This window comes from Vibrio sp. 10N.247.311.47 (assembly GCF_041467535.1).
Classification (GTDB): domain Bacteria; phylum Pseudomonadota; class Gammaproteobacteria; order Enterobacterales; family Vibrionaceae; genus Vibrio; species Vibrio crassostreae_C.
Map to the genome: position 1 here is coordinate 1 of NZ_JBFSUR010000010.1, position 20,096 is coordinate 20,096.

The 20,096-nt window shown below is 45.5% G+C and carries 20 protein-coding genes and 1 tRNA gene; 15 read left to right on the forward strand and 6 right to left on the reverse strand.

Features of this window, described 5'->3' with window-relative positions; all coding sequences use genetic code 11:
* The first annotated feature begins 145 nt into the window (after positions 1 to 145).
* The 10 genes from AB6E51_RS08725 (at position 146) to luxS (ending at position 11,135) form a co-directional block, all read left to right on the forward strand.
* A tRNA-Arg gene (locus tag AB6E51_RS08725) sits at positions 146 to 222 on the forward strand.
* 375 nt (positions 223 to 597) lie between these two features.
* The gene (locus tag AB6E51_RS08730; protein WP_004741884.1) at positions 598 to 855 is read left to right on the forward strand and encodes an oxaloacetate decarboxylase subunit gamma; all 258 of its coding nucleotides are present in this window, start codon (positions 598 to 600) and stop codon (positions 853 to 855) included.
* Between the two features lie 31 nt (positions 856 to 886).
* Positions 887 to 2,662, forward strand: a complete 1,776-nt coding sequence (gene oadA / locus AB6E51_RS08735; RefSeq protein WP_017059560.1) for a sodium-extruding oxaloacetate decarboxylase subunit alpha — start codon at positions 887 to 889, stop codon at positions 2,660 to 2,662.
* 9 nt (positions 2,663 to 2,671) lie between these two features.
* Complete coding sequence (locus AB6E51_RS08740) at positions 2,672 to 3,802, forward strand: sodium ion-translocating decarboxylase subunit beta (RefSeq protein ID WP_019825842.1); 1,131 nt, start codon at positions 2,672 to 2,674, stop codon at positions 3,800 to 3,802.
* 171 nt (positions 3,803 to 3,973) lie between these two features.
* The gene (locus AB6E51_RS08745) at positions 3,974 to 4,927 is read left to right on the forward strand and encodes an NADP-dependent oxidoreductase (RefSeq protein ID WP_017065778.1); all 954 of its coding nucleotides are present in this window, start codon (positions 3,974 to 3,976) and stop codon (positions 4,925 to 4,927) included.
* A gap of 6 nt (positions 4,928 to 4,933) precedes the next feature.
* On the forward strand, positions 4,934 to 5,395 hold the full coding sequence (locus tag AB6E51_RS08750) for a YqaA family protein (protein WP_017059555.1): 462 nt from the start codon (positions 4,934 to 4,936) through the stop codon (positions 5,393 to 5,395).
* Positions 5,396 to 5,404: 9 nt separating this feature from the next.
* Complete coding sequence (locus tag AB6E51_RS08755) at positions 5,405 to 8,263, forward strand: pitrilysin family protein (RefSeq protein WP_017063228.1); 2,859 nt, start codon at positions 5,405 to 5,407, stop codon at positions 8,261 to 8,263.
* Positions 8,264 to 8,362: 99 nt separating this feature from the next.
* On the forward strand, positions 8,363 to 9,931 hold the full coding sequence (gshA, locus tag AB6E51_RS08760) for a glutamate--cysteine ligase (RefSeq protein ID WP_372057945.1): 1,569 nt from the start codon (positions 8,363 to 8,365) through the stop codon (positions 9,929 to 9,931).
* 10 nt (positions 9,932 to 9,941) lie between these two features.
* Positions 9,942 to 10,592: a hypothetical protein gene (locus AB6E51_RS08765; protein WP_017629422.1), complete on the forward strand. Its 651-nt coding sequence runs from the start codon at positions 9,942 to 9,944 to the stop codon at positions 10,590 to 10,592.
* Between the two features lie 24 nt (positions 10,593 to 10,616).
* The gene (gene luxS / locus AB6E51_RS08770; RefSeq protein ID WP_017056597.1) at positions 10,617 to 11,135 is read left to right on the forward strand and encodes an S-ribosylhomocysteine lyase; all 519 of its coding nucleotides are present in this window, start codon (positions 10,617 to 10,619) and stop codon (positions 11,133 to 11,135) included.
* Between the two features lie 115 nt (positions 11,136 to 11,250).
* Here the strand turns inward: luxS and AB6E51_RS08775 are convergent, their stop codons facing one another.
* Positions 11,251 to 12,522, reverse strand: coding sequence for an HlyC/CorC family transporter (locus AB6E51_RS08775; RefSeq protein ID WP_017063233.1), 1,272 nt, complete (start codon positions 12,520 to 12,522; stop codon positions 11,251 to 11,253).
* Positions 12,523 to 12,649: 127 nt separating this feature from the next.
* The gene (locus AB6E51_RS08780) at positions 12,650 to 13,444 is read right to left on the reverse strand and encodes an inner membrane protein YpjD (RefSeq protein WP_019825854.1); all 795 of its coding nucleotides are present in this window, start codon (positions 13,442 to 13,444) and stop codon (positions 12,650 to 12,652) included.
* Between the two features lie 200 nt (positions 13,445 to 13,644).
* Here AB6E51_RS08780 and ffh point away from each other — a divergent pair, with 200 nt between their 5' ends.
* From ffh to rplS, 5 genes are all read left to right on the forward strand, one after another.
* Positions 13,645 to 15,039, forward strand: a complete 1,395-nt coding sequence (gene ffh / locus AB6E51_RS08785) for a signal recognition particle protein (protein ID WP_010435884.1) — start codon at positions 13,645 to 13,647, stop codon at positions 15,037 to 15,039.
* Positions 15,040 to 15,251: 212 nt separating this feature from the next.
* Positions 15,252 to 15,500: a 30S ribosomal protein S16 gene (rpsP, locus tag AB6E51_RS08790; protein ID WP_004410028.1), complete on the forward strand. Its 249-nt coding sequence runs from the start codon at positions 15,252 to 15,254 to the stop codon at positions 15,498 to 15,500.
* Between the two features lie 24 nt (positions 15,501 to 15,524).
* Positions 15,525 to 16,079: a ribosome maturation factor RimM gene (gene rimM / locus AB6E51_RS08795; protein ID WP_017063236.1), complete on the forward strand. Its 555-nt coding sequence runs from the start codon at positions 15,525 to 15,527 to the stop codon at positions 16,077 to 16,079.
* A gap of 26 nt (positions 16,080 to 16,105) precedes the next feature.
* A complete protein-coding gene (gene trmD, locus AB6E51_RS08800; RefSeq protein ID WP_004735512.1) occupies positions 16,106 to 16,846 on the forward strand; it encodes a tRNA (guanosine(37)-N1)-methyltransferase TrmD in 741 nt (246 codons plus the stop codon).
* Positions 16,847 to 16,905: 59 nt separating this feature from the next.
* Complete coding sequence (gene rplS / locus AB6E51_RS08805) at positions 16,906 to 17,259, forward strand: 50S ribosomal protein L19 (RefSeq protein WP_004735514.1); 354 nt, start codon at positions 16,906 to 16,908, stop codon at positions 17,257 to 17,259.
* A gap of 263 nt (positions 17,260 to 17,522) precedes the next feature.
* Here rplS and yacG read toward each other — a convergent pair whose 3' ends face one another.
* The 4 genes from yacG to AB6E51_RS08825 form a co-directional block, all read right to left on the reverse strand.
* Positions 17,523 to 17,720, reverse strand: a complete 198-nt coding sequence (gene yacG / locus AB6E51_RS08810) for a DNA gyrase inhibitor YacG (protein WP_004735515.1) — start codon at positions 17,718 to 17,720, stop codon at positions 17,523 to 17,525.
* 81 nt (positions 17,721 to 17,801) lie between these two features.
* Positions 17,802 to 18,542 carry a cell division protein ZapD gene (gene zapD / locus AB6E51_RS08815; RefSeq protein WP_102331921.1) on the reverse strand — a complete coding sequence of 247 codons (741 nt, stop codon included), beginning with the start codon at positions 18,540 to 18,542 and terminating at the stop codon, positions 17,802 to 17,804.
* Positions 18,543 to 18,568: 26 nt separating this feature from the next.
* The gene (coaE, locus tag AB6E51_RS08820) at positions 18,569 to 19,183 is read right to left on the reverse strand and encodes a dephospho-CoA kinase (protein ID WP_372057944.1); all 615 of its coding nucleotides are present in this window, start codon (positions 19,181 to 19,183) and stop codon (positions 18,569 to 18,571) included.
* A gap of 2 nt (positions 19,184 to 19,185) precedes the next feature.
* Complete coding sequence (locus AB6E51_RS08825) at positions 19,186 to 20,055, reverse strand: A24 family peptidase (RefSeq protein WP_333913084.1); 870 nt, start codon at positions 20,053 to 20,055, stop codon at positions 19,186 to 19,188.
* Positions 20,056 to 20,096: the final 41 nt, after the last annotated feature.

Genomic DNA, 20,096 nt, shown 5'->3' on the forward strand with positions numbered 1-20,096 from the left:
AGCTGGATAGAGTACCTGGCTACGAACCAGGCGGTCGGAGGTTCGAATCCTCCAGGACGCGCCACTATTTAGGGCTTCTTTCTTATGAGAATGAAATCCTTATATTGATACGTTGTGAGTAACAATGAATTGATATTAAAACCGTGCGCTCTTAGCTCAGCTGGATAGAGTACCTGGCTACGAACCAGGCGGTCGGAGGTTCGAATCCTCCAGAGCGCGCCACATTATTAAAAAAGCCTCGTTTATACGAGGCTTTTTTTTATGTCTGCTGCAAATTTGTTGCGACAATGTTAAATTTGTTCGTTGTTTAACTTGTTGTATTTAAAGTAGTTCTTGATTGCTTCTTTGTTATTCCACCTTTCTCATATCAATTCCCAGAAAAGCCCCGTTTAAGTCACAGTTTAAATATCTGAAAATGACGTATTTGACAGATTTATGTGATCTGATAGGCGAATAATTAACCTTATGTGTGCGTTATCCGTAACAGAACCTTAAACAAAATTGACAAACTTTTACCAATCGAGATAATCCATGGGTCGGGATCACTATTCGCTGAAATCCTGTACGTATGTCAGGATGACGAAGAAAGGAAGCAACATGACTAATATTGGAAGCCTGCTAGGAGATGCGGCGACTCTAATGATAACGGGGATGTCCGTTGTCTTTATTTTCCTAACTATTCTAGTTTACCTCGTTCGGTTGATGTCAAAACTGGTACCAGAAGAAGTACCAGAGCCGATCGCAGCACCTAAAAAAATTCAAAAATCACAATCAAACCCTTCAGCTGTTAGTCCACAGGTAGTGGCTGCAATTTCGGCCGCGGTTCATCAATACCGTGCGTCTACTGCTAAGTAGCATTTAAAGGATTAAAAAGGAGTTTATGAGCATGTCTAAACCACTAGCTATCACAGATGTGGTACTTCGTGACGCGCACCAGTCACTATTTGCTACTCGTATGCGTATCGAAGATATGCTGCCAATTGCGGCAGAACTGGATAAAGTCGGTTACTGGTCTCTAGAGACTTGGGGCGGCGCGACATTTGATTCGTGTATCCGTTTTCTTGGAGAAGATCCATGGGAGCGTTTACGTGAACTTAAAAAAGCGATGCCAAACACACCAATGCAGATGCTACTGCGTGGTCAAAACCTGTTGGGTTACCGTCACTACGCGGATGATGTAGTAGAAAAATTTGTTGAACGTGCCCATAAAAACGGCATGGACGTATTCCGTATCTTTGATGCGATGAATGACGTACGTAACTTTGAAAAAGCAGTGAAAGCAACGATCGACGTTGGTGGCCACGCTCAAGGTACGTTGTCTTACACAACCAGTCCGGTCCACAATTCAGATACTTGGGTTGATTTGGCTAAGCGCCTAGAGGACCTAGGTTGTCACTCACTATGTATCAAAGATATGTCAGGTTTATTAAAGCCGTATGAAGCAGAAGAGCTGATTACACGTATCAAAGCATCGTGTGACGTTCCTCTAGCACTGCATAGCCACGCGACAACTGGTCTATCGACTGCAACAGCGGTTAAAGCCGTTGAAGCGGGTATCGACATTCTAGATACCGCTATTTCTTCAATGAGCTGTACTTACGGTCATACGCCAACCGAAACGGTTGTTGCGATGTTAGAAGGTACAGAGCGCGACACGAATCTTAAACTAGACCAAATCGAACCCATCGCGGCTTACTTCCGTGATGTACGTAAAAAGTACGCGAAATGGGAAGGTCAGCTAAAAGGTGTCGATTCTCGCATCTTAATCGCTCAAGTTCCTGGCGGAATGTTAACTAACATGGAAGGCCAGCTTAAAGAGCAAGGCGCCGCCGATCGCATGGATGAAGTTCTAGAAGAGATCCCACGCGTACGTAAAGAGCTTGGTTACATTCCTTTAGTAACACCAACTTCTCAGATTGTCGGTACTCAAGCGGTTATTAACGTCTTAACGGGCGAACGCTATAAGAGCATCACGAAAGAGACTGCTGGTCTACTGAAAGGTGAATACGGTCAAGCTCCTGCTGAAGTGGATGCTGAACTGCAAGCGAAAGTTCTAGACGGTGCAGAGCCGATTACTTGTCGTCCTGCTGATTTACTTAAGTCTGAAATGGATACGTTAACGACGGATCTGTTAGAGAAAGCGAAATCAGAGGGTATCTCTCTAGCTGAAGATACGGTTGATGATGTACTGACTTACGCGCTCTTCCCACAAGTGGGTCTTAAGTTCCTTAAGAACCGTCGTAATCCTGAAGCATTTGAACCTGCACCAACGCTAGAAGTTGCGGCTCCAGTTGCTGCAGCTCCTGTACAAGCTTCTGGTGGTATTGAAAGCTACAGCGTGAAGGTTGATGGTCAAGTTTACGATGTTGAAGTTGGCCCACAAGGTGAACTGACATCGGTGGCGCCATCTGCAAAACCTGCTCAGGCTGCACCAGTAGCAGCGTCTGACGCTGAAGCGGTTCCAGCTCCATTGGCGGGTAACATCTTTAAAGTAAACGTTCAGGCGGGTACTGAGGTTTCTGAAGGCGACGTTCTACTAATCCTAGAAGCGATGAAGATGGAAACGGAAGTTCGTGCTGCTCGTGGTGGTATCGTTCAAGAATTGAATGTTAAAGAAGGCGATGCAGTTACTGTAGGCGCTCCACTACTAAGCTTAGCGTAAGGGAGTACCATGGAAGGATTGATGACCTTATGGTCTGAAACAGGGATTGCGAACTTTGAGTTCGGCCAGATCTGTATGATGCTGGTTGGTTGCTTACTGTTGTTTTTGGCAATTCGTAAAGGATTTGAACCGTTACTTCTACTGCCTATTGGTTTTGGTGCTGTATTAGCAAACATTCCAAATGCTGGGTTTACTGATCCAGGTGGTTTGCTCTACTACGTCTACTACATTGGTATTGAGACAGGTATTTTCCCACTGCTGATCTTTATGGGTGTTGGTGCGATGACGGACTTCGGTGCGTTGATTGCGAACCCTAAAACGTTGTGGCTAGGGGCTGCGGCTCAGTTTGGTATCTTCGCGACGCTATTTGGCGCGATCTTGCTGAACTACGTTCCAGGAATGGAGTTCTCGATGGCCGATGCTTCGTCAATTGCGATCATTGGTGGTGCCGATGGCCCAACTGCGATCTTCTTGGCGAGTAAGTTATCTCCGGATCTTTTAGGTGCCATTGCAGTAGCGGCTTATAGCTACATGGCTTTGGTTCCGATCATTCAGCCACCAATCATGAAAGCGTTAACGTCTCCTGAAGAGCGCAAAATTAAGATGGCTCAACTTCGTCACGTTAGCAAAGCCGAGAAGATTCTTTTCCCGCTTGCTGTACTACTGATGACGATTTTGTTCCTACCTTCAGCAACACCTCTAGTTGGTATGTTCTGTTTGGGTAACTTAATGCGTGAAGCGGGTGTGGTTGATCGCCTTTCAAAAACAGCTCAAAACGAACTGATTAACGTTGTAACTATTTTCCTAGGTCTAGGGGTTGGTTCTAAGCTTCAAGCGGATACGTTCTTGAACTTAGAAACATTGGGTATTCTAGGTTTAGGTGCGGTCGCGTTCAGTATCGGTACGGCGGGTGGTGTATTGATGGCTAAGGTGTTGAACCGATTCTCGAAAGAGGACATCAACCCACTGATTGGCGCAGCTGGCGTATCGGCGGTTCCAATGGCGGCACGTGTTGTGAACAAGGTTGGTCTTGAGGCAAACCCTCAGAACTTCTTATTGATGCATGCAATGGGTCCGAACGTAGCCGGTGTACTTGGTAGTGCGGTTGCGGCGGGCATTCTATTAGCTCTCGTGGGCTAGTGGATTTGCTGGGTCATGTATCGTTACGTTAATTGGTCGTCAATTTACGAATGAGCGGTTAACTTAGCCTTATTAAATGGTTTATAGTCAAAGGGATGCTTTCGCATCCCTTTCTTTTTATTAATTAGGGTGCTTGCTCACTAGGGCTTTTATCAATCAAGGAAATGTGGAATGGAAAATAAACAGATTGCGATTACTCAATTCGGCGGCGTCGAAAACCTAAGTATTCAAACCAGTGCGATCCCTGAGCCTAAGGCTGGAGAAGTGGTGGTTAAAGTTTCCTTTTCAGGCATTAATCCGATTGATGTCAAAACCCGAGCGGGTCTTGGTTGGGCGGCAGCACAAAACAAAGATAACCTGCCTTGGGTGCCTGGCTACGATATTTCAGGGCAAATTGTCTCGCTAGGCGAACAGGCTGAACGCTTTACTGTTGGTGATAACGTGGCTGGCTTTATTGGTTTTCCACTGCAAGGTGGCGGTTACAGCCAATATGTGTGTGTTCCAGAAGCTGCATTAAGTATGGTTCCTGATTCTGTCACTCTAGAAGCGGCAGCTGCATTACCACTTGCGAGTCAAACAGCGGCACAAGCGCTCAACAAAGCCGAAGTGAAAGAAGGCGACCGCGTGCTTATTTTAGCGGGCGCGGGCGGCGTTGGTCACCTTGCGGTTCAAATTGCAGTGGCAGCAAAAGCTGAGGTTTACACAACCTGCAGCGAAGCCAATCTTGATTACCTTGCGACGCTAGGTGCTCACGCGATTAACTATAAGTTTGCGCCAGCATCAGAAAGAGTATCTGATGTCGATGTGTTGATTGATTTGGTCGGTGGCGATACCGCGCTTGATGCATTGAAGTGCCTAAAAGATGGCGCGCGAGTAGTGACAGTACCGACTCTATCTGCAGAACTTATCTGTGAGAAAGCAACACTATTAGGTTTTACTGCATCAGGCATGCTGGTTGAACCAAACCCTGAGCAAATGGACACTATGCTTTACATGGTCAGTGTCGGATTGCTCAAAACAGAAATTCAAGGTATCTACCAGTTAGACGAGGCGCAGTCGGCGCACCTGCAGGTTGAAACCGGACACACCAGAGGCAAGGTGCTACTTAAAATGCAAGAAAGTTGATAGGCAGTGTTAGAATTTTTTAACTCCCTTTTTGAAAATATCGCGCTGTGGTTCTCGGACTCGGCGCTGTGGGTACTCTTCATCAGTGGCTTCTTGAGTGCCACGTTACTCCCCGGTGGTTCAGAAGCTAGCCTTGTGGCTGCATTGAGCTTAGATCAGTTTTCAACCTCATCGATCATTCTAGTGGCGACATTAGGCAATACCTTAGGCGGCCTGACTAACTATTGGATTGGTTTGTGGTTGCCTAATCGAACTCAATCTGAAAAGCATGGTCATAAGGCTATGGCTTGGCTGAGTCGCTATGGCTACTGGACACTGTTATTTAGTTGGTTACCGATCATTGGTGACCCTTTGTGTCTCGCTGCGGGTTGGCTAAGAATGAAATTCATCCCTAGCGTTATTTTGATAGCGATTGGCAAAGCCGCTCGCTATAGCTTACTTGCTGCTATCTACTTCGGTTTTTTCTAAGGAGAACCTATGAAAAAGGTTTTACTTGGTACATTTTCTCTTATCGCCATTGCTGGCTGTTCTTACAATGTACCTAGCTCAACGCCCTTCTTTTCCTCGTTACCTGAAGGTGTCACTCTGTTAGAAGAGGTTAAGCCCTCTAAAGATAAAGTAGTGATTCCTTACACCAAGTATCAGCTTGAAAACGGTCTGACAGTTATTCTTTCCCCTGATGATTCCGATCCGTTGGTGCATGTTGATGTAACTTATCACGTCGGTTCAGCACGTGAAGAGATAGGCAAGTCGGGATTTGCTCACTTCTTTGAGCACATGATGTTCCAGGGTTCAGAGAACGTTGGTGACCAACAGCACTTTAAGATCATTACCGAAGCGGGTGGTTCGTTAAACGGCACGACCAACCGTGACCGCACCAACTATTTTGAAACTGTTCCTTCTAACCAACTTGAGAAAATGTTGTGGTTAGAATCAGACCGAATGGGCTTCTTGTTGGATGCTGTTTCTCAGAAGAAATTTGAGGTTCAAAGAGGCACGGTCAAGAACGAGCGAGCGCAGAGCTACGAAAATCGTCCTTACGGCTTGATGTGGGAACGCATGGGCGAAGCGCTTTACCCTGAAGGTCACCCTTACTCTTGGCAACCAATCGGCTATGTTGAAGATCTTGACCGTGTTGACGTGAATGATCTTAAAGCGTTCTTCCTGCGTTGGTACGGCCCAAACAATGCCGTGTTAACGATTGGTGGTGATATCGACGTTGATGACACGCTAGAATGGGTTAACAAGTACTTTGGTTCAATTCCTCAAGGCCCTGAAGTGAAGGCGGCAGAGAAGCAACCTGCTGTTCTAACAGAAGATAAATACATCACCTTAGAAGACAATATTCGTCAGCCGATGGTGCTGGTGGGGTGGCCAACAACGTATCGCGGTGAAGAGACGCAAGCTTCACTGAATGCATTGTCTAACGTGTTAGGTTCAGGTACCAACAGTTACCTATATCAAAACCTCGTAAAAACGCAGAAGGCCGTCAGCGCTGGCTCTTTCCATGATTGTGCTGAGTTGGCGTGTACCATGTACGTGTATGCAATGGGCAACTCAGGTGAAAAAGGCGATTTGACGGTTCTCAATAAAGAGCTGATGGATACCCTGGAGCAATTCTCGAAAGAGGGCGTTGAGCAAGAGCGTTTAGACCAGATCACTGGCATGGCCGAAGCGAATGCTGTTTTTGCATTGCAAAGCGTTAAAGGTAAGGTGTCGCAACTCGCGTCGAACCAAACCTTCTATGGTCAGCCTGATCGCATTGAATCACAACTCGATCAAATCCGAGCGGTGACGCCTGAGAGCGTGAGCAAGGCATACCAAGATTTCATCGAAGGTAAGCACAAGGTTACCTTGAGTGTGGTTCCTAAGAAAAAGCTCGATTTGGCGGTTCGTGAAGCGACCTTTACCACGCCACCACGTACGTTGCCGGAATACAGCAAGGTGACGGAAGATCAACTGGATTTCAGAAAGGCACCGGATACCTTTGATCGCAGTGTGATGCCAGAAGTGAACTTTGGTGTTGAGGCGACCATGCCTGAGTTGTACCGCATGCACTTTGCAAATGGCACTGACTTAATTGGTACCGTGACCAGTGAAACGCCGACAGTACAGCTGCAAATTCAATTGCCTGCAGGCGAACGCTATGTTCGCAAAGGGCAAGAAGGCCTAGCGAACCTAACGGCTTCGATGATGGAAGAAGGCTCAACTAAACGAACCGTTGAAGAGTTACAAGCGACCTTAGATAAACTTGGTAGCAGCGTGAGCATTAGTGCGGGCAGCTACACCACAGATATTTCAGTCTCGACGCTAGAGAAAAACTTGCCTCAAACCTTAGCGATTGTGCAAGAGGTTCTATTCGATCCTAAGTTCGATGAGCAAGATTTTGAGCGCGTTAAGAAACAGATGCTAGAAGGCGTTGTGTATCAGCATCAGCAGCCAAGTTGGATGGCTTCTCAAGCAACCCGTGAAGTGCTGTTTGGTGACACTGTTTTTGCTCGTGCAAGTGATGGTACTAAGGAATCTCTATCGAAATTGACCTTAGACGATGTGAAAAAATTCTATGCGCAACATTACACACCAGAAGGTGCCAATATTGTTGTGGTGGGAGACATCTCGAAGAAAGAGGTAGGGAAACAGCTACAATTCTTTGAAGAGTGGCAAGGCGATGCGGCACCATTAACGCGTCCACAGATCGTCAAAGAGCTTTCTGGTCAGCACCTGTACTTAGTCGATAAACCGGGTGCGCCGCAAAGCATTGTTCGCTTGGTTCGTAAAGGCCTGCCGTTTGATGCAACGGGTGAATTGTATTTGAGCCAGTTAGCTAACTTTAACTTAGCGGGCAACTTCAATAGCCGTATCAACCAGAACCTACGTGAAGACAAAGCCTACACTTACGGTGCAAGCGGTTACTTCGCAAGTACTCGTGAAACTGGCGCAGTGGTATTTAGCGCGCAGGTAAGGGCGAATGCGACGGTTCCATCGATTCAAGAGTTTATTAATGAGCTGAATGAGTTTAGCCAAAGTGGATTAACTGACGAAGAGGTGAAATTTATGCGCCTTGCCGTCGGTCAACAAGATGCACTTAAATACGAAACGCCAAGTCAAAAGGCGGGGTTGTTGAGTAATATTGTTGCATTGAGCCTTGATGAAGATTACCTACAACAGCGTAATCAGATAGTTGAAACGGTTTCAAAAGAGACCTTAAACGAGCTATCTAAGAAATGGTTTGACCCGAATGATTATCAAATAATCGTTGTTGGTGACGCGACTTCGCTTCGCCCGCAATTAGAAAAGTTAGATATTCCAATAGAAGAGCTTGAAATCATTCGTTAGAGTACACATTAAAGGGGGAGGGAAGAGACTCTACTTTTCTCCTCCAACCTAATTTATGATAGTTCTAATCAGAACAATATAAGATAAGTGAACTGAATTTTGACTGATTTTGCTGCGCGACTAAAGCAAGTTGCAACCAACCCTAAGACCTTCTCTCAATTTGGTCGTGGTGTTGAAAGGGAAACATTACGCTACACGGAAGATGGGCACCTTGCTACTGGGCCGCACCCTGAGGCTTTGGGATCTGCGTTGATGAACGAATGGGTAACGACCGATTTCTCTGAGTCGCTACTGGAATTTATCACGCCTGTTTCTAACGACGTTCCGACGCTTTTGAATCAGTTGTCTGATATCCACCACTTCACGCAAACCAAGTTAGACGGCGAAAAACTATGGCCGCTTTCTATGCCTTGTTACGTTGGCAGTGAAGATTACATTCAGCTAGCGCAATACGGCACCTCGAATAACGGTAAGATGAAGACCCTATATCGTGAAGGCCTAAAACGTCGTTACGGTAGCCTGATGCAGATTATCTCTGGTGTTCACTTCAACTTCTCTTTCCCAGAAAGCTTTTGGGATAGCCTGTTTGGAGAGCAAACTGAAGAAGCGCGTTGTGAATCTAAGTCAGATGCTTACTTTGGTTTGATTCGTAACTACTACCGCTTTGGTTGGTTAATCCCATACTTCTTCGGTGCTTCACCTGCGCTATGTTCTTCTTTCATCAAAGGAAGAGAGATAAACCTGCCTTTTGAAAAGATTGGCGAGACATTGTATCTGCCAAAAGCAACGGCACTGCGCCTGAGCGACCTTGGCTACACGAACAGTGCGCAAAGTGTGTTGAAGATTGGTTTCAACAGCCTAGACCAATACCTTGAAGGTTTGAATCAAGCGATTCGCACACCATCAGAAGAATTTGCCGAGATTGGCACTAAGGTTGATGGTGAATACCGTCAGTTGAATAGCAACGTACTGCAAATTGAAAATGAGCTTTACGCTCCAATCCGCCCTAAGCGTGTCGCGAAGAGTGGTGAGAAACCATCTGAAGCATTGGCACGCGGTGGTGTTGAGTACATTGAGGTTCGTTCTTTAGATGTAAACCCATTCAGCTCAATTGGTATCAATGAGCAGCAGGTTCGCTTCCTAGACTTATTCCTAACGTGGAGTGTGCTAACGGACTCTGCTGAGATGGATAACTGCGAGCTTGAATGCTGGCGCGATAACTGGAACAAGGTGATCCTACAAGGTCGTCAGGTTGGTCTAGAGCTGCAAATCGGTTGTCATGGTGAGCGATTGTCTCTGCAAGATTGGGCGAAGCGTGTCTTCAAAGATCTGCGCTCTATTGCCGAGATGATGGACGCTGAACAAGGTGGTCGTGCATACCAAGAAACATGCGATACGCTTGAGGCTTGGATTGATAACCCTGAGCTAACTATTTCTGGCCAGTTGCTAGAAGAGACCAAAAAATTGGGCGGCTTAGGTAAAGTGGGTTGCGCGTTAGGTAAAACGTACGCTCAGCAACACAAAGCGCACCAATACAAAGTATATTCAGCTGAGTTGATGGAAGCAGAAGTTCAACGTTCTGTGATTGCTCAGCAACAAAGTGAAGAAGCAAGCACTCAAGATTTTGATAGCTTCTTAGCGGATTATTTTTCGTATTTAAAAGCATAGCGAGACTTTGGTGGAAAGGAAGCAAGCCTTATTAGGTCAGCCTACTCGAGTGAGTAGTAAATGGTTACCTGTAGTGACTGTTGGTGTTGTCTCTAGCCTGTTGGTTGGATGTGCAACGCCACCGCCAAAGCAGCAAGATAATTTGTGTAGCATCTTTCGAGAGCACCCTTCATGGTATGAAGATGCCTTGGATATGCAAGAAGAATGGGGAACGCCGATTAACGTTGCGATGGCTTTTGTGAAACAAGAGAGTAGCTATCGTCATGATGCGCGCCCACCTAAAGATTACATTCTTGGCTTTATACCGTGGGGGCGTGTAAGCAGTGCCTACGGTTATGCACAAGCTCAAGATCCTGCTTGGGAAGACTTCCAAAAGGCGACCAATAACGGTGGTTCAAGAACCAACTTTGATGATGCATTGATGTTCATCGGTTGGTATACCAGCGAGACGCGTCGTCAATTGGGCATCTCACTATGGGACCCATATAACCAATACCTGGCTTATCATGAAGGCCGTGGTGGTTATAAGCGCAAGTCATACAACAGCAAGCCATCGCTAATTAAGGTGGCGCGCAAAGTCGAACAGCAAGCAAAAGATTATGGATGGCAGCTGAAACAGTGCCGAAAAGAACTAGAAGACAATCGAAGCTGGTTTTTCTAAAGCCAGCCGTCATGGAGAAGAGCAATGCCTTTATTAGATAGTTTCACTGTTGATCACACACGCATGAACGCACCTGCCGTTCGTGTTGCTAAAACAATGCAAACCCCAAAAGGGGATACCATCACTGTGTTTGACCTGCGTTTTACTGCGCCAAACAAAGACATCCTATCTGAGAAAGGTATCCATACTCTAGAGCACCTATACGCTGGTTTCATGCGTAATCAATTGAACGGTTCAGATGTAGAGATCATCGATATCTCACCGATGGGCTGTCGCACGGGTTTCTACATGAGCCTGATTGGTACGCCTACAGAGCAACAAGTGGCTGACGGTTGGTTGGCAGCGATGCAAGACGTACTGAAAGTTGAGAACCAGAATAAGATCCCTGAGCTGAACGAATACCAATGTGGTACCGCGGCAATGCACTCTTTGGATGAAGCGAAAGAGATCGCGAATGCGATCATCGCTGCAGGCATCTCTGTAAACAAGAATGATGAACTGGCACTGCCAGAGTCTATGCTGCAAGAGCTTAAGATCGACTAGTCATTGATAGCTACCCTAGATAGGGCGAGTTAGATACTAAAAGGCCCGGTTCAATGAACCGGGCCTTTTTCGTCAACGTATTTTAGGGCGAGACAGAGATTCAGTGATAACTCAGTTAGCCGTTCACGATCTGTGGGAACACGCGAACCAGTTTGATGCGGTTCTCTTCAAGCTCAACAATTTCCATTGGGTGGCTGGCTACCTGAACACTGAGGTGACTCTCTGGAATATCTTCAAGGTGTTCCAGTATCAAACCATTCAGCGTTCTTGGGCCATCGGTAGGCAGTGCCCACTGTAAGCCTTTGTTGATATCTCGGATATTGGCACTGCCTTCAATCAAGAAGCTGCCATCGCTTTGCGGAGTAATCTCTTCAGATAAGCTTGGGGTGATTGAGGTGGTAAACTCACCTACGATCTCTTCTAGAATATCTTCTAATGTAACCAAACCATTGATGTCGCCATACTCATCAACAATCAAACCGATGCGCTGCTTATTGCGTTGAAACTTAAGCAGTTGAATATTGAGTGGTGTCGCTTCAGGAATAAAGTAGATCTCATCCGCGGCACGCAACAGGGTTTCTTTATTGAATTCGTTCTTTTCAAGCATCAGACGGTAAGCTTCACGCAGCCTAAGCATGCCGACCACTTCATCTATTTGGTCACGGTACAGCACTACGCGACCATGAGGCGAGTGGGTAAGTTGACGAACGATCGATTTCCAGTCGTCATTGATGTCGATACCAGTAATCTCATTACGCGGCACCATGATGTCGTTCACGGTGACGTGCTCTAAATCCAGAATAGACACCAACATATCTTGGTGACGTTGAGGGATTAAGCTACCGGCTTCATTTACCACGGTTCTAAGCTCTTCGGAGCTCAAGTGGTCGGTTGCATCATGGCTGGCTTTAACGCCTAAGATACGAATGAAGCCGTTGGTAATGAAGTTCACTAAGATCACCAATGGTGATAGCACCTTCATCAGTATCATTAAAAGGATACTACTCGCGTAAGAGACACGTTCAGGAAATAGAGAAGCGATGGTCTTTGGGGTTACCTCGGCGAATACTAGGATCACGAGAGTCAGGGTACCAGTAGCGATAGCCACACCGATATCCCCGTAGATGCGCATACCAAGAATAGTAGCGATCGCAGATGCAAGAATGTTGACGAGATTGTTGCCGATGAGAATGAGGCCAATCAATCTGTCTGGGCGGTTCAGAAGTTTTTCTACGCGTTTGGCACCTTTATGACCCGTATTGGCCAAGTGCTTTAAACGGTAGCGGTTCAAGGACATCATGCCCGTTTCGGAACCAGAGAAATAACCAGAAATTACAATGAGACACGCGAGTAGCGCAAATAAGATACCCGTTGATATGTCGTCCAAAACTATTCTTTTCCTATTTGTGTATCTTGATTAATTTATGACCGAACATGGTCGAGATGTCAATTGAATCTAACGGACTCAATATTTTAAAGGCAAGGTGTGTGAGACCTTGCCTTTATTTTACAGACTAGTTCAGGATGATTTCCTGAACGAAGCGGCTACCGAAGTAGGCCAATGTGAGCATGCTGGCGCCGGCAAGTGCGAACCAAGTGACTTTCTGTCCACGCCAACCTTTTTGGTAGTGACCCCATAAAAGGATGGAGTAGATAACCCAAGCGATAAAAGACAATACCGCTTTGTGCGCCTTTCCTTGAGCAAACATATCTTGTACGAAGATAAGGCCAGTCAGCAAAGTACCCGTTAATAAACCATTACCAATCAGAATGATCTTGAAAAGCTGTCTCTCTACCATCATTAAAGGAGGTAGGTTAGGGTTAATCACTAAGGCTTTTTTCTTTTTAAGCTTGTGATCAAGCCACGCGAGTTGCAAGGCGTATAACGCACCGATAGTCAGCGTCGCGTATGAGAACAAGGCCAAAGAGATGTGTACGAGCAGTTTCGGGTCATTCTCTAGATGTTTGATGAAGGTACTTGGAAGAAACGTTGCTGCCATGAGGTTAAGCGCTGCGAAACTATAAACAACAGGCAAGATGAACCACAAGCGGGTTTTGAGCATTGCACCGCTCATTACCACAGATATGATTAAACTGATTAATGAAGCAACGTTCAAGATACTGAGGTTTTGGCCACTGGCATTAAAAATCAAATCGCCAAGCAACCAAGCATGGAAAGCTAGAGCAAGTAATGCGCTGATAAACACCGTTTTTACACGGATTCCTGTTTGGTGCACGAGACCTGGAATGATCGTGGAAATCGCCATTGTATAAAGAAAGGCTGCTGCGATCGCAATAAGACTGTCCATGGTATCCATTTTAATGATTACTAATTGGCGAATTATACCTCGCATCGCTCTTTGGGGCTATGGCGAACCTCATTCAATTCCAAGTGAATAATGTCTCACATCACAAGCACGGATGATTAACGCTCTACAACGGGTATGACTCTAATCCGCGCTAATGTATACTCACAGTAATAGTCGCAGTTTTGAGCGAAGAGAAAACTATGTTTGATAATTTAACGGATCGTCTATCCAAAACGCTGAAGAACATCAGCGGTAAAGGTCGTCTGACCGAAGACAATATTAAAGAGACGCTGCGTGAAGTACGTATGGCGCTACTTGAAGCCGACGTTGCACTGCCCGTTGTCCGCGATTTTGTTAAGCGCGTAAAAGAAGGCGCTGTGGGTGTTGAGGTTTCTAAATCTCTAACGCCTGGTCAAGAATTCATTAAGATCGTTCAAGCTGAACTTGAAGCGGTGATGGGTGAGTCTAACGAGGCTCTTAACCTAGCAGCGCAGCCGCCAGCCGTTATCTTAATGGCGGGTCTACAAGGTGCGGGTAAAACCACATCGGTAGGTAAGCTATCTAAGCTTCTAACTGAGCGTGACAAGAAGAAAGTCTTGGTTGTGTCTGCCGACGTTTACCGTCCAGCGGCAATCAAACAGCTTGAAACGTTAGCAAGCGATGTTGGCGTAGACTTCTTCCCATCTTCAGCTGATCAAAAACCTCTTGATATTGCAAACGCTGCAATCGACCACGCGAAGAAGAAATTCTACGACGTGCTACTTGTCGATACTGCGGGTCGTTTGGCTATCGATGAAGAGATGATGGGCGAGATCAAAGAGCTTCATACTGCAATTAAACCAGTAGAGACACTGTTCGTTGTTGATGCAATGACAGGTCAAGATGCTGCGAACACTGCAAAAGCCTTTGGTGATGCGCTACCACTAACCGGTGTTATCTTGACGAAAGTTGATGGTGATGCGCGTGGTGGTGCTGCTCTGTCTGTTCGTCATATCACAGGCAAGCCGATTAAATTCTTGGGTGTTGGTGAAAAGACTGACGCACTAGAACCGTTCCACCCAGATCGTGTTGCTTCTCGTATCTTAGGTATGGGCGACGTACTGTCTCTTATTGAAGACCTACAGAAAAACGTTGATACCGAGAAAGCAGAGAAACTGGCTAAGAAGTTCAAAGAGAAGAAAGGCTTTGACCTTGAAGACTTCCGTGAACAGCTAGGTCAGATGCAAAACATGGGCGGAATGATGGGCATGATGGATAAGCTTCCAGGCATGTCTCAGCTACCAGATAACGTTAAAGATAAAGTTGATGACAAGATGTTCAAGCAGATGGAAGCGATCATCAACTCTATGACCATGAAAGAGCGTCAACGCCCTGACCTAATCAAAGGCTCACGCAAAAAGCGTATTGCCGCTGGTTCTGGTACACAGGTACAAGATGTAAACCGTATGCTTAAGCAGTTCACCCAAATGCAGAAGATGATGAAGAAGATGCAGAAAGGTGGCATGAAAGGCATGATGCGCAACATGCAAGGCATGATGGGCGGCGGTGGAGGTATGGGCGGAATGGGTGGTGGCTTTAACCCGTTTGGTCGATAATCTACAAATGTAAGCTTTAGCTACGTTACTTTTCATAGTGTTAGCCGTGTCACAGAAAGTGTACGGCAGCTATGTTGGTGAAAAAATAGCTAAAGCCCTTGCATTGCACCGGAATAAGAGTAAAATTCCGGGGCTTTAATTTGGCACGAGACCCCAAGCTATTTACTTATACTTGGGGTTAATTATTTTATTAAGAAAGCAAAGAGGACGACATGGTAACCATTCGTTTGGCACGTCACGGTGCAAAGAAGCGCCCATTTTATCAAATCGTAGTTGCGGATAGCCGTAACGCTGCAACTGGCCGTTTCATCGAGAAAGTAGGTTTCTTTAACCCTACAGCTCAAGGTCAAGAAGAAGGTCTACGTCTAGACCTAGATCGTGTTAACCACTGGGTTGGTCAAGGCGCATCTCTATCTGATCGTGTAGCTAAGCTAGTTAAAGACGCTCAAAAAGCGGCTTAATTCTTTTTTAAAGAGAAATAGCTTATGTCGATGAAGGGTAAAGAAACTATGAGCGAGCAAAATAATAGAATTGTCATGGGTAAACTTGGGTCTACCTATGGTATTCGTGGCTGGCTCAAAGTGTTCTCCTACACAGACAATGCTGAAAGCATATTTGATTACAGCCCTTGGTATTTAAACCTAAAGGGTAAGTGGGTTGAGTACAAAGTTGAGAGCTGGAAACGTCATGGCCAAGGTTATGTATGTAAGCTAGCGGGATTAGATGTTCGTGAAGACGCGCAACTGATGACTAACTTTGAAATTGCTATTGACCCTGCTTCGTTACCTGAATTGTCAGAAGATGAATTCTACTGGCGCGAATTGTTCGGTATGCAAGTTTTTACCACTAAAGGTTACGACCTTGGTGAGGTCACTGACCTATTAGAAACTGGCTCGAACGATGTTCTAGTAATCAAAGCAAATCTTAAAGATGCTTTTGGCCAAAAGGAACGGTTAGTACCGTACCTTGAAGAGCAAGTGATCAAGAAAGTTGATCGCGAAGCTCGCCGGATCGAAGTTGACTGGGATCCTGGATTCTAACTCCAAATTACAGAGCGAGAGAACACATGTGGGTTGGCATTATTAGCCTGTTTCCTGAAATGTTCCGTTCTGTTACTGATTTTGGAGTAACAGGTCAAGCGGTTAAAAAAGGTCTTTTATCTATTGAGACATGGAATCCTCGCGATTTCACTCATGATAAACATCGCACTGTTGATGACAGACCTTACGGTGGTGGTCCTGGCATGTTAATGATGGTTCAGCCTTTGCGCGATGCTATCCAAACTGCCAAGCAAGCAGCACCGGGAAAGACGAAAGTAATCTATCTTTCACCTCAAGGTCGTAAACTCGACCAGAAAGGTGTTGAAGAGTTGGCAACAAACGAGAACTTGCTTCTTATTTGTGGTCGCTATGAAGGGGTAGATGAGCGCATTATTCAATCTGAAGTCGACGAAGAATGGTCGATTGGCGATTTTGTGATGACGGGTGGCGAACTGCCAGCCATGACGTTGATTGATTCAGTCTCTCGGTTTGTTCCGGGTGTACTTGGAGATTTCGCTTCAGCAGAAGAAGATTCTTTTGCAAATGGTTTGCTAGATTGTCCCCATTATACGCGCCCTGAGGTGCTAGACGATAAAGATGTGCCATCGGTACTCAAGTCTGGAAACCATAAGGACATTCGTCGCTGGCGATTAAAACAATCGTTGGGCCGAACTTGGCTAAGAAGACCAGAGCTCCTGGAAAACCTAGCTCTGACTGACGAACAGGAACAATTACTGGCTGAATTCATTAAAGAGCAACGCTCTTAACGAAAAGCAAGCAGTAACCTATTAAATTTAGTATCAGTTTATTCTAGGAATTTATACAAATGAGCAACATCATCAAGGCTCTTGAAGAAGAGCAACTAAAATCAGACCTTCCTAAATTCGCACCAGGTGACACTGTTGTAGTTCAGGTTAAGGTAAAAGAAGGTGACCGTGAGCGTCTACAGGCTTTCGAAGGCGTTGTAATCGCTATTCGTAACCGTGGTCTACACTCTGCATTCACAGTTCGTAAGATTTCGAACGGTGAAGGCGTAGAGCGTGCGTTCCAAACTCACTCTCCAATGGTTGATAGCATCGAAGTTAAACGCCGTGGTGCAGTACGTCGTGCCAAGTTGTACTACCTACGTGAGCGTTCTGGTAAGTCAGCTCGTATTAAAGAGAAGCTTACTAAGAAGTAATTCTTTTTGCATTCTATCGATAAAAGCGGAGCCATTTGGCTCCGCTTTTTTGTGTCTGCTATTTAGAGTTTCACAGGTAAGAGATCCCGAACTCACTCGTTCCTCGCTTTTGGGGATGACGGACTAAAACGAAACTCACATTTAACTGTCATTCCCTAGACTGACGAAGGAAGGAGTAAGGAATCTCTATTCGTACCATGCTATAGGCAATAAAAAAGGATTGACGTTAAACGCCAACCCTTCAAAATTTACCCGCTATTTGCTTAGTGCGGGTCTTCCGACCAACCATCGCTATCTGACATGTCTGGTGCGCCAGCAATGCTGTTCTCTTCGTCTGCCCATTCACCGAAATCAATCATCTGACATTGCTTACTGCAAAACGGGCGGTGTGGGCTTTGTTCGCCCCATTCAACGTCGGCATTACATTGAGGGCATTTAACGATGGTGATTTTTTTCGACATAGTGATTCTTAATTAGAGGGTATTGTAAGAAAGAGTTTAGGCTCGAGTGAAGGCTCAAGCCAAACTATAAAAGGAAATTAATTAGCTGCAGACAGCCAATTCAAATTCGATGTCTTGAGTACAGGCTTGTCCTGTTTCAAAGCTCATGAACTTAACGGCAAAACGGTTTTTATGCCCGGAGATCATCGGATAAGCACCGTATTGCATTGGAATAGAAAGGCGAAGGATATTCGCTTCATCAGCATCGCTCTGGAAGAAGCCAGCGCGAGCAATTTGCTCTTTAAAGTGACCAGTCTCTCTGGTGAGCTTTAACCATAGCGTTAGCGCTTCATACAGAGGCTGTAAGCTGTCCATCCAAGCTTTAGCATCTCGCATTCTCTTATCAAGAGGAAGGTGCAGCCAATAATGCAGTGCCGGTAAATCAAAGCAGCATGAGCCACCTGGAAGATTAAAGCGTTGGCGAATCGCACTCAGGAAGCGGTCTTCTTTAAGTGATTGGCCAAAACGTTCTGCCTGCATCAGATCACGATAGATGTTACCAATGTCATTAAGTAGTGATGTCAGCATCTCTTGATCGACACCTTCAACATCCAACCAGCTTTTGTAGGTTACACGTTGCTTCTCAATATCTTTTGCGAGTTCGCTCTTGAGTTGGATCTGTTCGAAGATTTCAATCAGATCAAAGATGGAACGGAAAAAGAGTTGATACTGTTGAGCATCGGAAAATGTAGAAGACAAGTGTAGCTGCCTCAAGAGCGATTCAACTCTTAAGTAGATTCTTGTTTTCTCATTTAGAGGATGTTCAAATTTATGGGTGATCATCGAGCAAACCTTCATTCAACATTGTTCTATTCTGACCCATCTACAGCACTGATTGCCAGATACTTTTGATGTAAATCTGTGATTTGAGGCAAAAGTTCTTGGTTTTTAGTATGGTTTTTAATCACGTCATCTGCAACTGCTAAGCGTTGTTCTCTTGAAGCCTGTGATTTTAAAATTGATGCAACTTGTTCTCTAGAAACATTATCACGACTCATCGTTCGCTCTATTTGAACTTCTGCTGGCACATCAACAATTAATACGCGATTGGCCATGCCTTGCATTTGGTTTTCCACCAATAGCGGCGCAACTAATAAACCATACGGGGATGTGATTTTAGACAGGTCACTGTCAATTTTGTCACGGATCATGGGATGAAGAAGATCATTGAGCCACTGCTTCTCTTTAGGATCTGAGAAGATCAGCTCACGCAGTCGACTTCGGTTGAGTGTTCCATCGTCAAGCAAGATAGACTCACCAAAGTGTTCTGTAATCTGTTTTAAGCCGACACTGCCCAGCGCAACCACTTCACGCGCCACGATATCAGCATCAACAATATCTATATTAAAATGTTCATTGAACAGGTTAGCGACCGTGGTTTTGCCACTGGCGATACCACCGCTCAATCCGATAATAATTGCCATGGTTAAATTCCTAGTACAGAAGTGAAATACCATCCCATGATGTCGTTACCCCACATCAAGCTTACCCAACCCGCAATCGCAAGATAGGGGCCAAACGGAAAGGCTTTATCAATGCCTTGCTGTTTCAAGCGAAGTTGAATCAAGCCAAAAACCAAACCGACAAGCGAAGATAAAAGGATGATCATCGGTAGATGCTGCCAACCAAGCCATGCACCAAGTGCAGCCAGGAGTTTGAAGTCACCGTAACCCATGCCTTCTTTACCTGTTAGCAGTTTGAACAGCCAATAAACAGACCACAGAGCTAGGTAGCCAACCATCGCCCCTACAACTGAGTCTTGAAGTGATACTGGGCTGATATTAAACAGTGCTAAAGCGATACCGGACCATACCAAAGGCAAGGTGATTTGATCAGGCAACAACATAGTATCGAGATCGATAAAGGTCGCGGTAATCAGTGCGAAGGTGAAAAAAATCAAAGCAATGGCGTAGTAACTGAAACCAAAGTGGCTAGCAACCATTGTGCAAAGTATTGCGGTAAGCAGTTCGACCAAAGGGTAGCGAGCACTGATTGGGTTAGCACAGCTGTGGCACTTCCCCTTTAAGAACAACCAGCTTAAGACTGGGATATTGTCGACGATTCTTAATTGGGTTTTGCATTTCGGGCAGGTTGAACGAGGAATGCTGAGATTAAACTTCCCCTCTGGTGCTGGAATTTTATATTGAGAGAAATACTCCGAGCACTCTTGTTGCCATTCGCGTTCCATCATAATCGGTAAACGGTGTATGACTACGTTGAGGAAGCTGCCGATAAGAAGGCTAAAAATGAAAGCTAATACGGGGAATAGCCAAGGATAGTAGTGAAATACTTCCATAGTGTCCTTTACCACTTAATCAAGGTGAGCAGAGATTGCTG

What these genes read in the sequence shown, in the direction of transcription:
- AB6E51_RS08740 (WP_019825842.1), top strand. Translation starts at nt 2,672, where the DNA reads ATGGAAGGATTGATGACCTTATGGTCTGAAACAGGGATTGCGAACTTT.
- luxS (WP_017056597.1), top strand. Translation starts at nt 10,617, where the DNA reads ATGCCTTTATTAGATAGTTTCACTGTTGATCACACACGCATGAACGCA.
- yacG (WP_004735515.1), bottom strand. Translation starts at nt 17,720, where the DNA reads ATGTCGAAAAAAATCACCATCGTTAAATGCCCTCAATGTAATGCCGAC.
- AB6E51_RS08755 (WP_017063228.1), top strand. Translation starts at nt 5,405, where the DNA reads ATGAAAAAGGTTTTACTTGGTACATTTTCTCTTATCGCCATTGCTGGC.
- AB6E51_RS08730 (WP_004741884.1), top strand. Translation starts at nt 598, where the DNA reads ATGACTAATATTGGAAGCCTGCTAGGAGATGCGGCGACTCTAATGATA.
- AB6E51_RS08825 (WP_333913084.1), bottom strand. Translation starts at nt 20,055, where the DNA reads ATGGAAGTATTTCACTACTATCCTTGGCTATTCCCCGTATTAGCTTTC.
- ffh (WP_010435884.1), top strand. Translation starts at nt 13,645, where the DNA reads ATGTTTGATAATTTAACGGATCGTCTATCCAAAACGCTGAAGAACATC.
- oadA (WP_017059560.1), top strand. Translation starts at nt 887, where the DNA reads ATGTCTAAACCACTAGCTATCACAGATGTGGTACTTCGTGACGCGCAC.
- rpsP (WP_004410028.1), top strand. Translation starts at nt 15,252, where the DNA reads ATGGTAACCATTCGTTTGGCACGTCACGGTGCAAAGAAGCGCCCATTT.
- zapD (WP_102331921.1), bottom strand. Translation starts at nt 18,542, where the DNA reads ATGATCACCCATAAATTTGAACATCCTCTAAATGAGAAAACAAGAATC.
- AB6E51_RS08745 (WP_017065778.1), top strand. Translation starts at nt 3,974, where the DNA reads ATGGAAAATAAACAGATTGCGATTACTCAATTCGGCGGCGTCGAAAAC.
- rimM (WP_017063236.1), top strand. Translation starts at nt 15,525, where the DNA reads ATGTCGATGAAGGGTAAAGAAACTATGAGCGAGCAAAATAATAGAATT.
- rplS (WP_004735514.1), top strand. Translation starts at nt 16,906, where the DNA reads ATGAGCAACATCATCAAGGCTCTTGAAGAAGAGCAACTAAAATCAGAC.
- coaE (WP_372057944.1), bottom strand. Translation starts at nt 19,183, where the DNA reads ATGGCAATTATTATCGGATTGAGCGGTGGTATCGCCAGTGGCAAAACC.
- trmD (WP_004735512.1), top strand. Translation starts at nt 16,106, where the DNA reads ATGTGGGTTGGCATTATTAGCCTGTTTCCTGAAATGTTCCGTTCTGTT.
- AB6E51_RS08780 (WP_019825854.1), bottom strand. Translation starts at nt 13,444, where the DNA reads ATGGACAGTCTTATTGCGATCGCAGCAGCCTTTCTTTATACAATGGCG.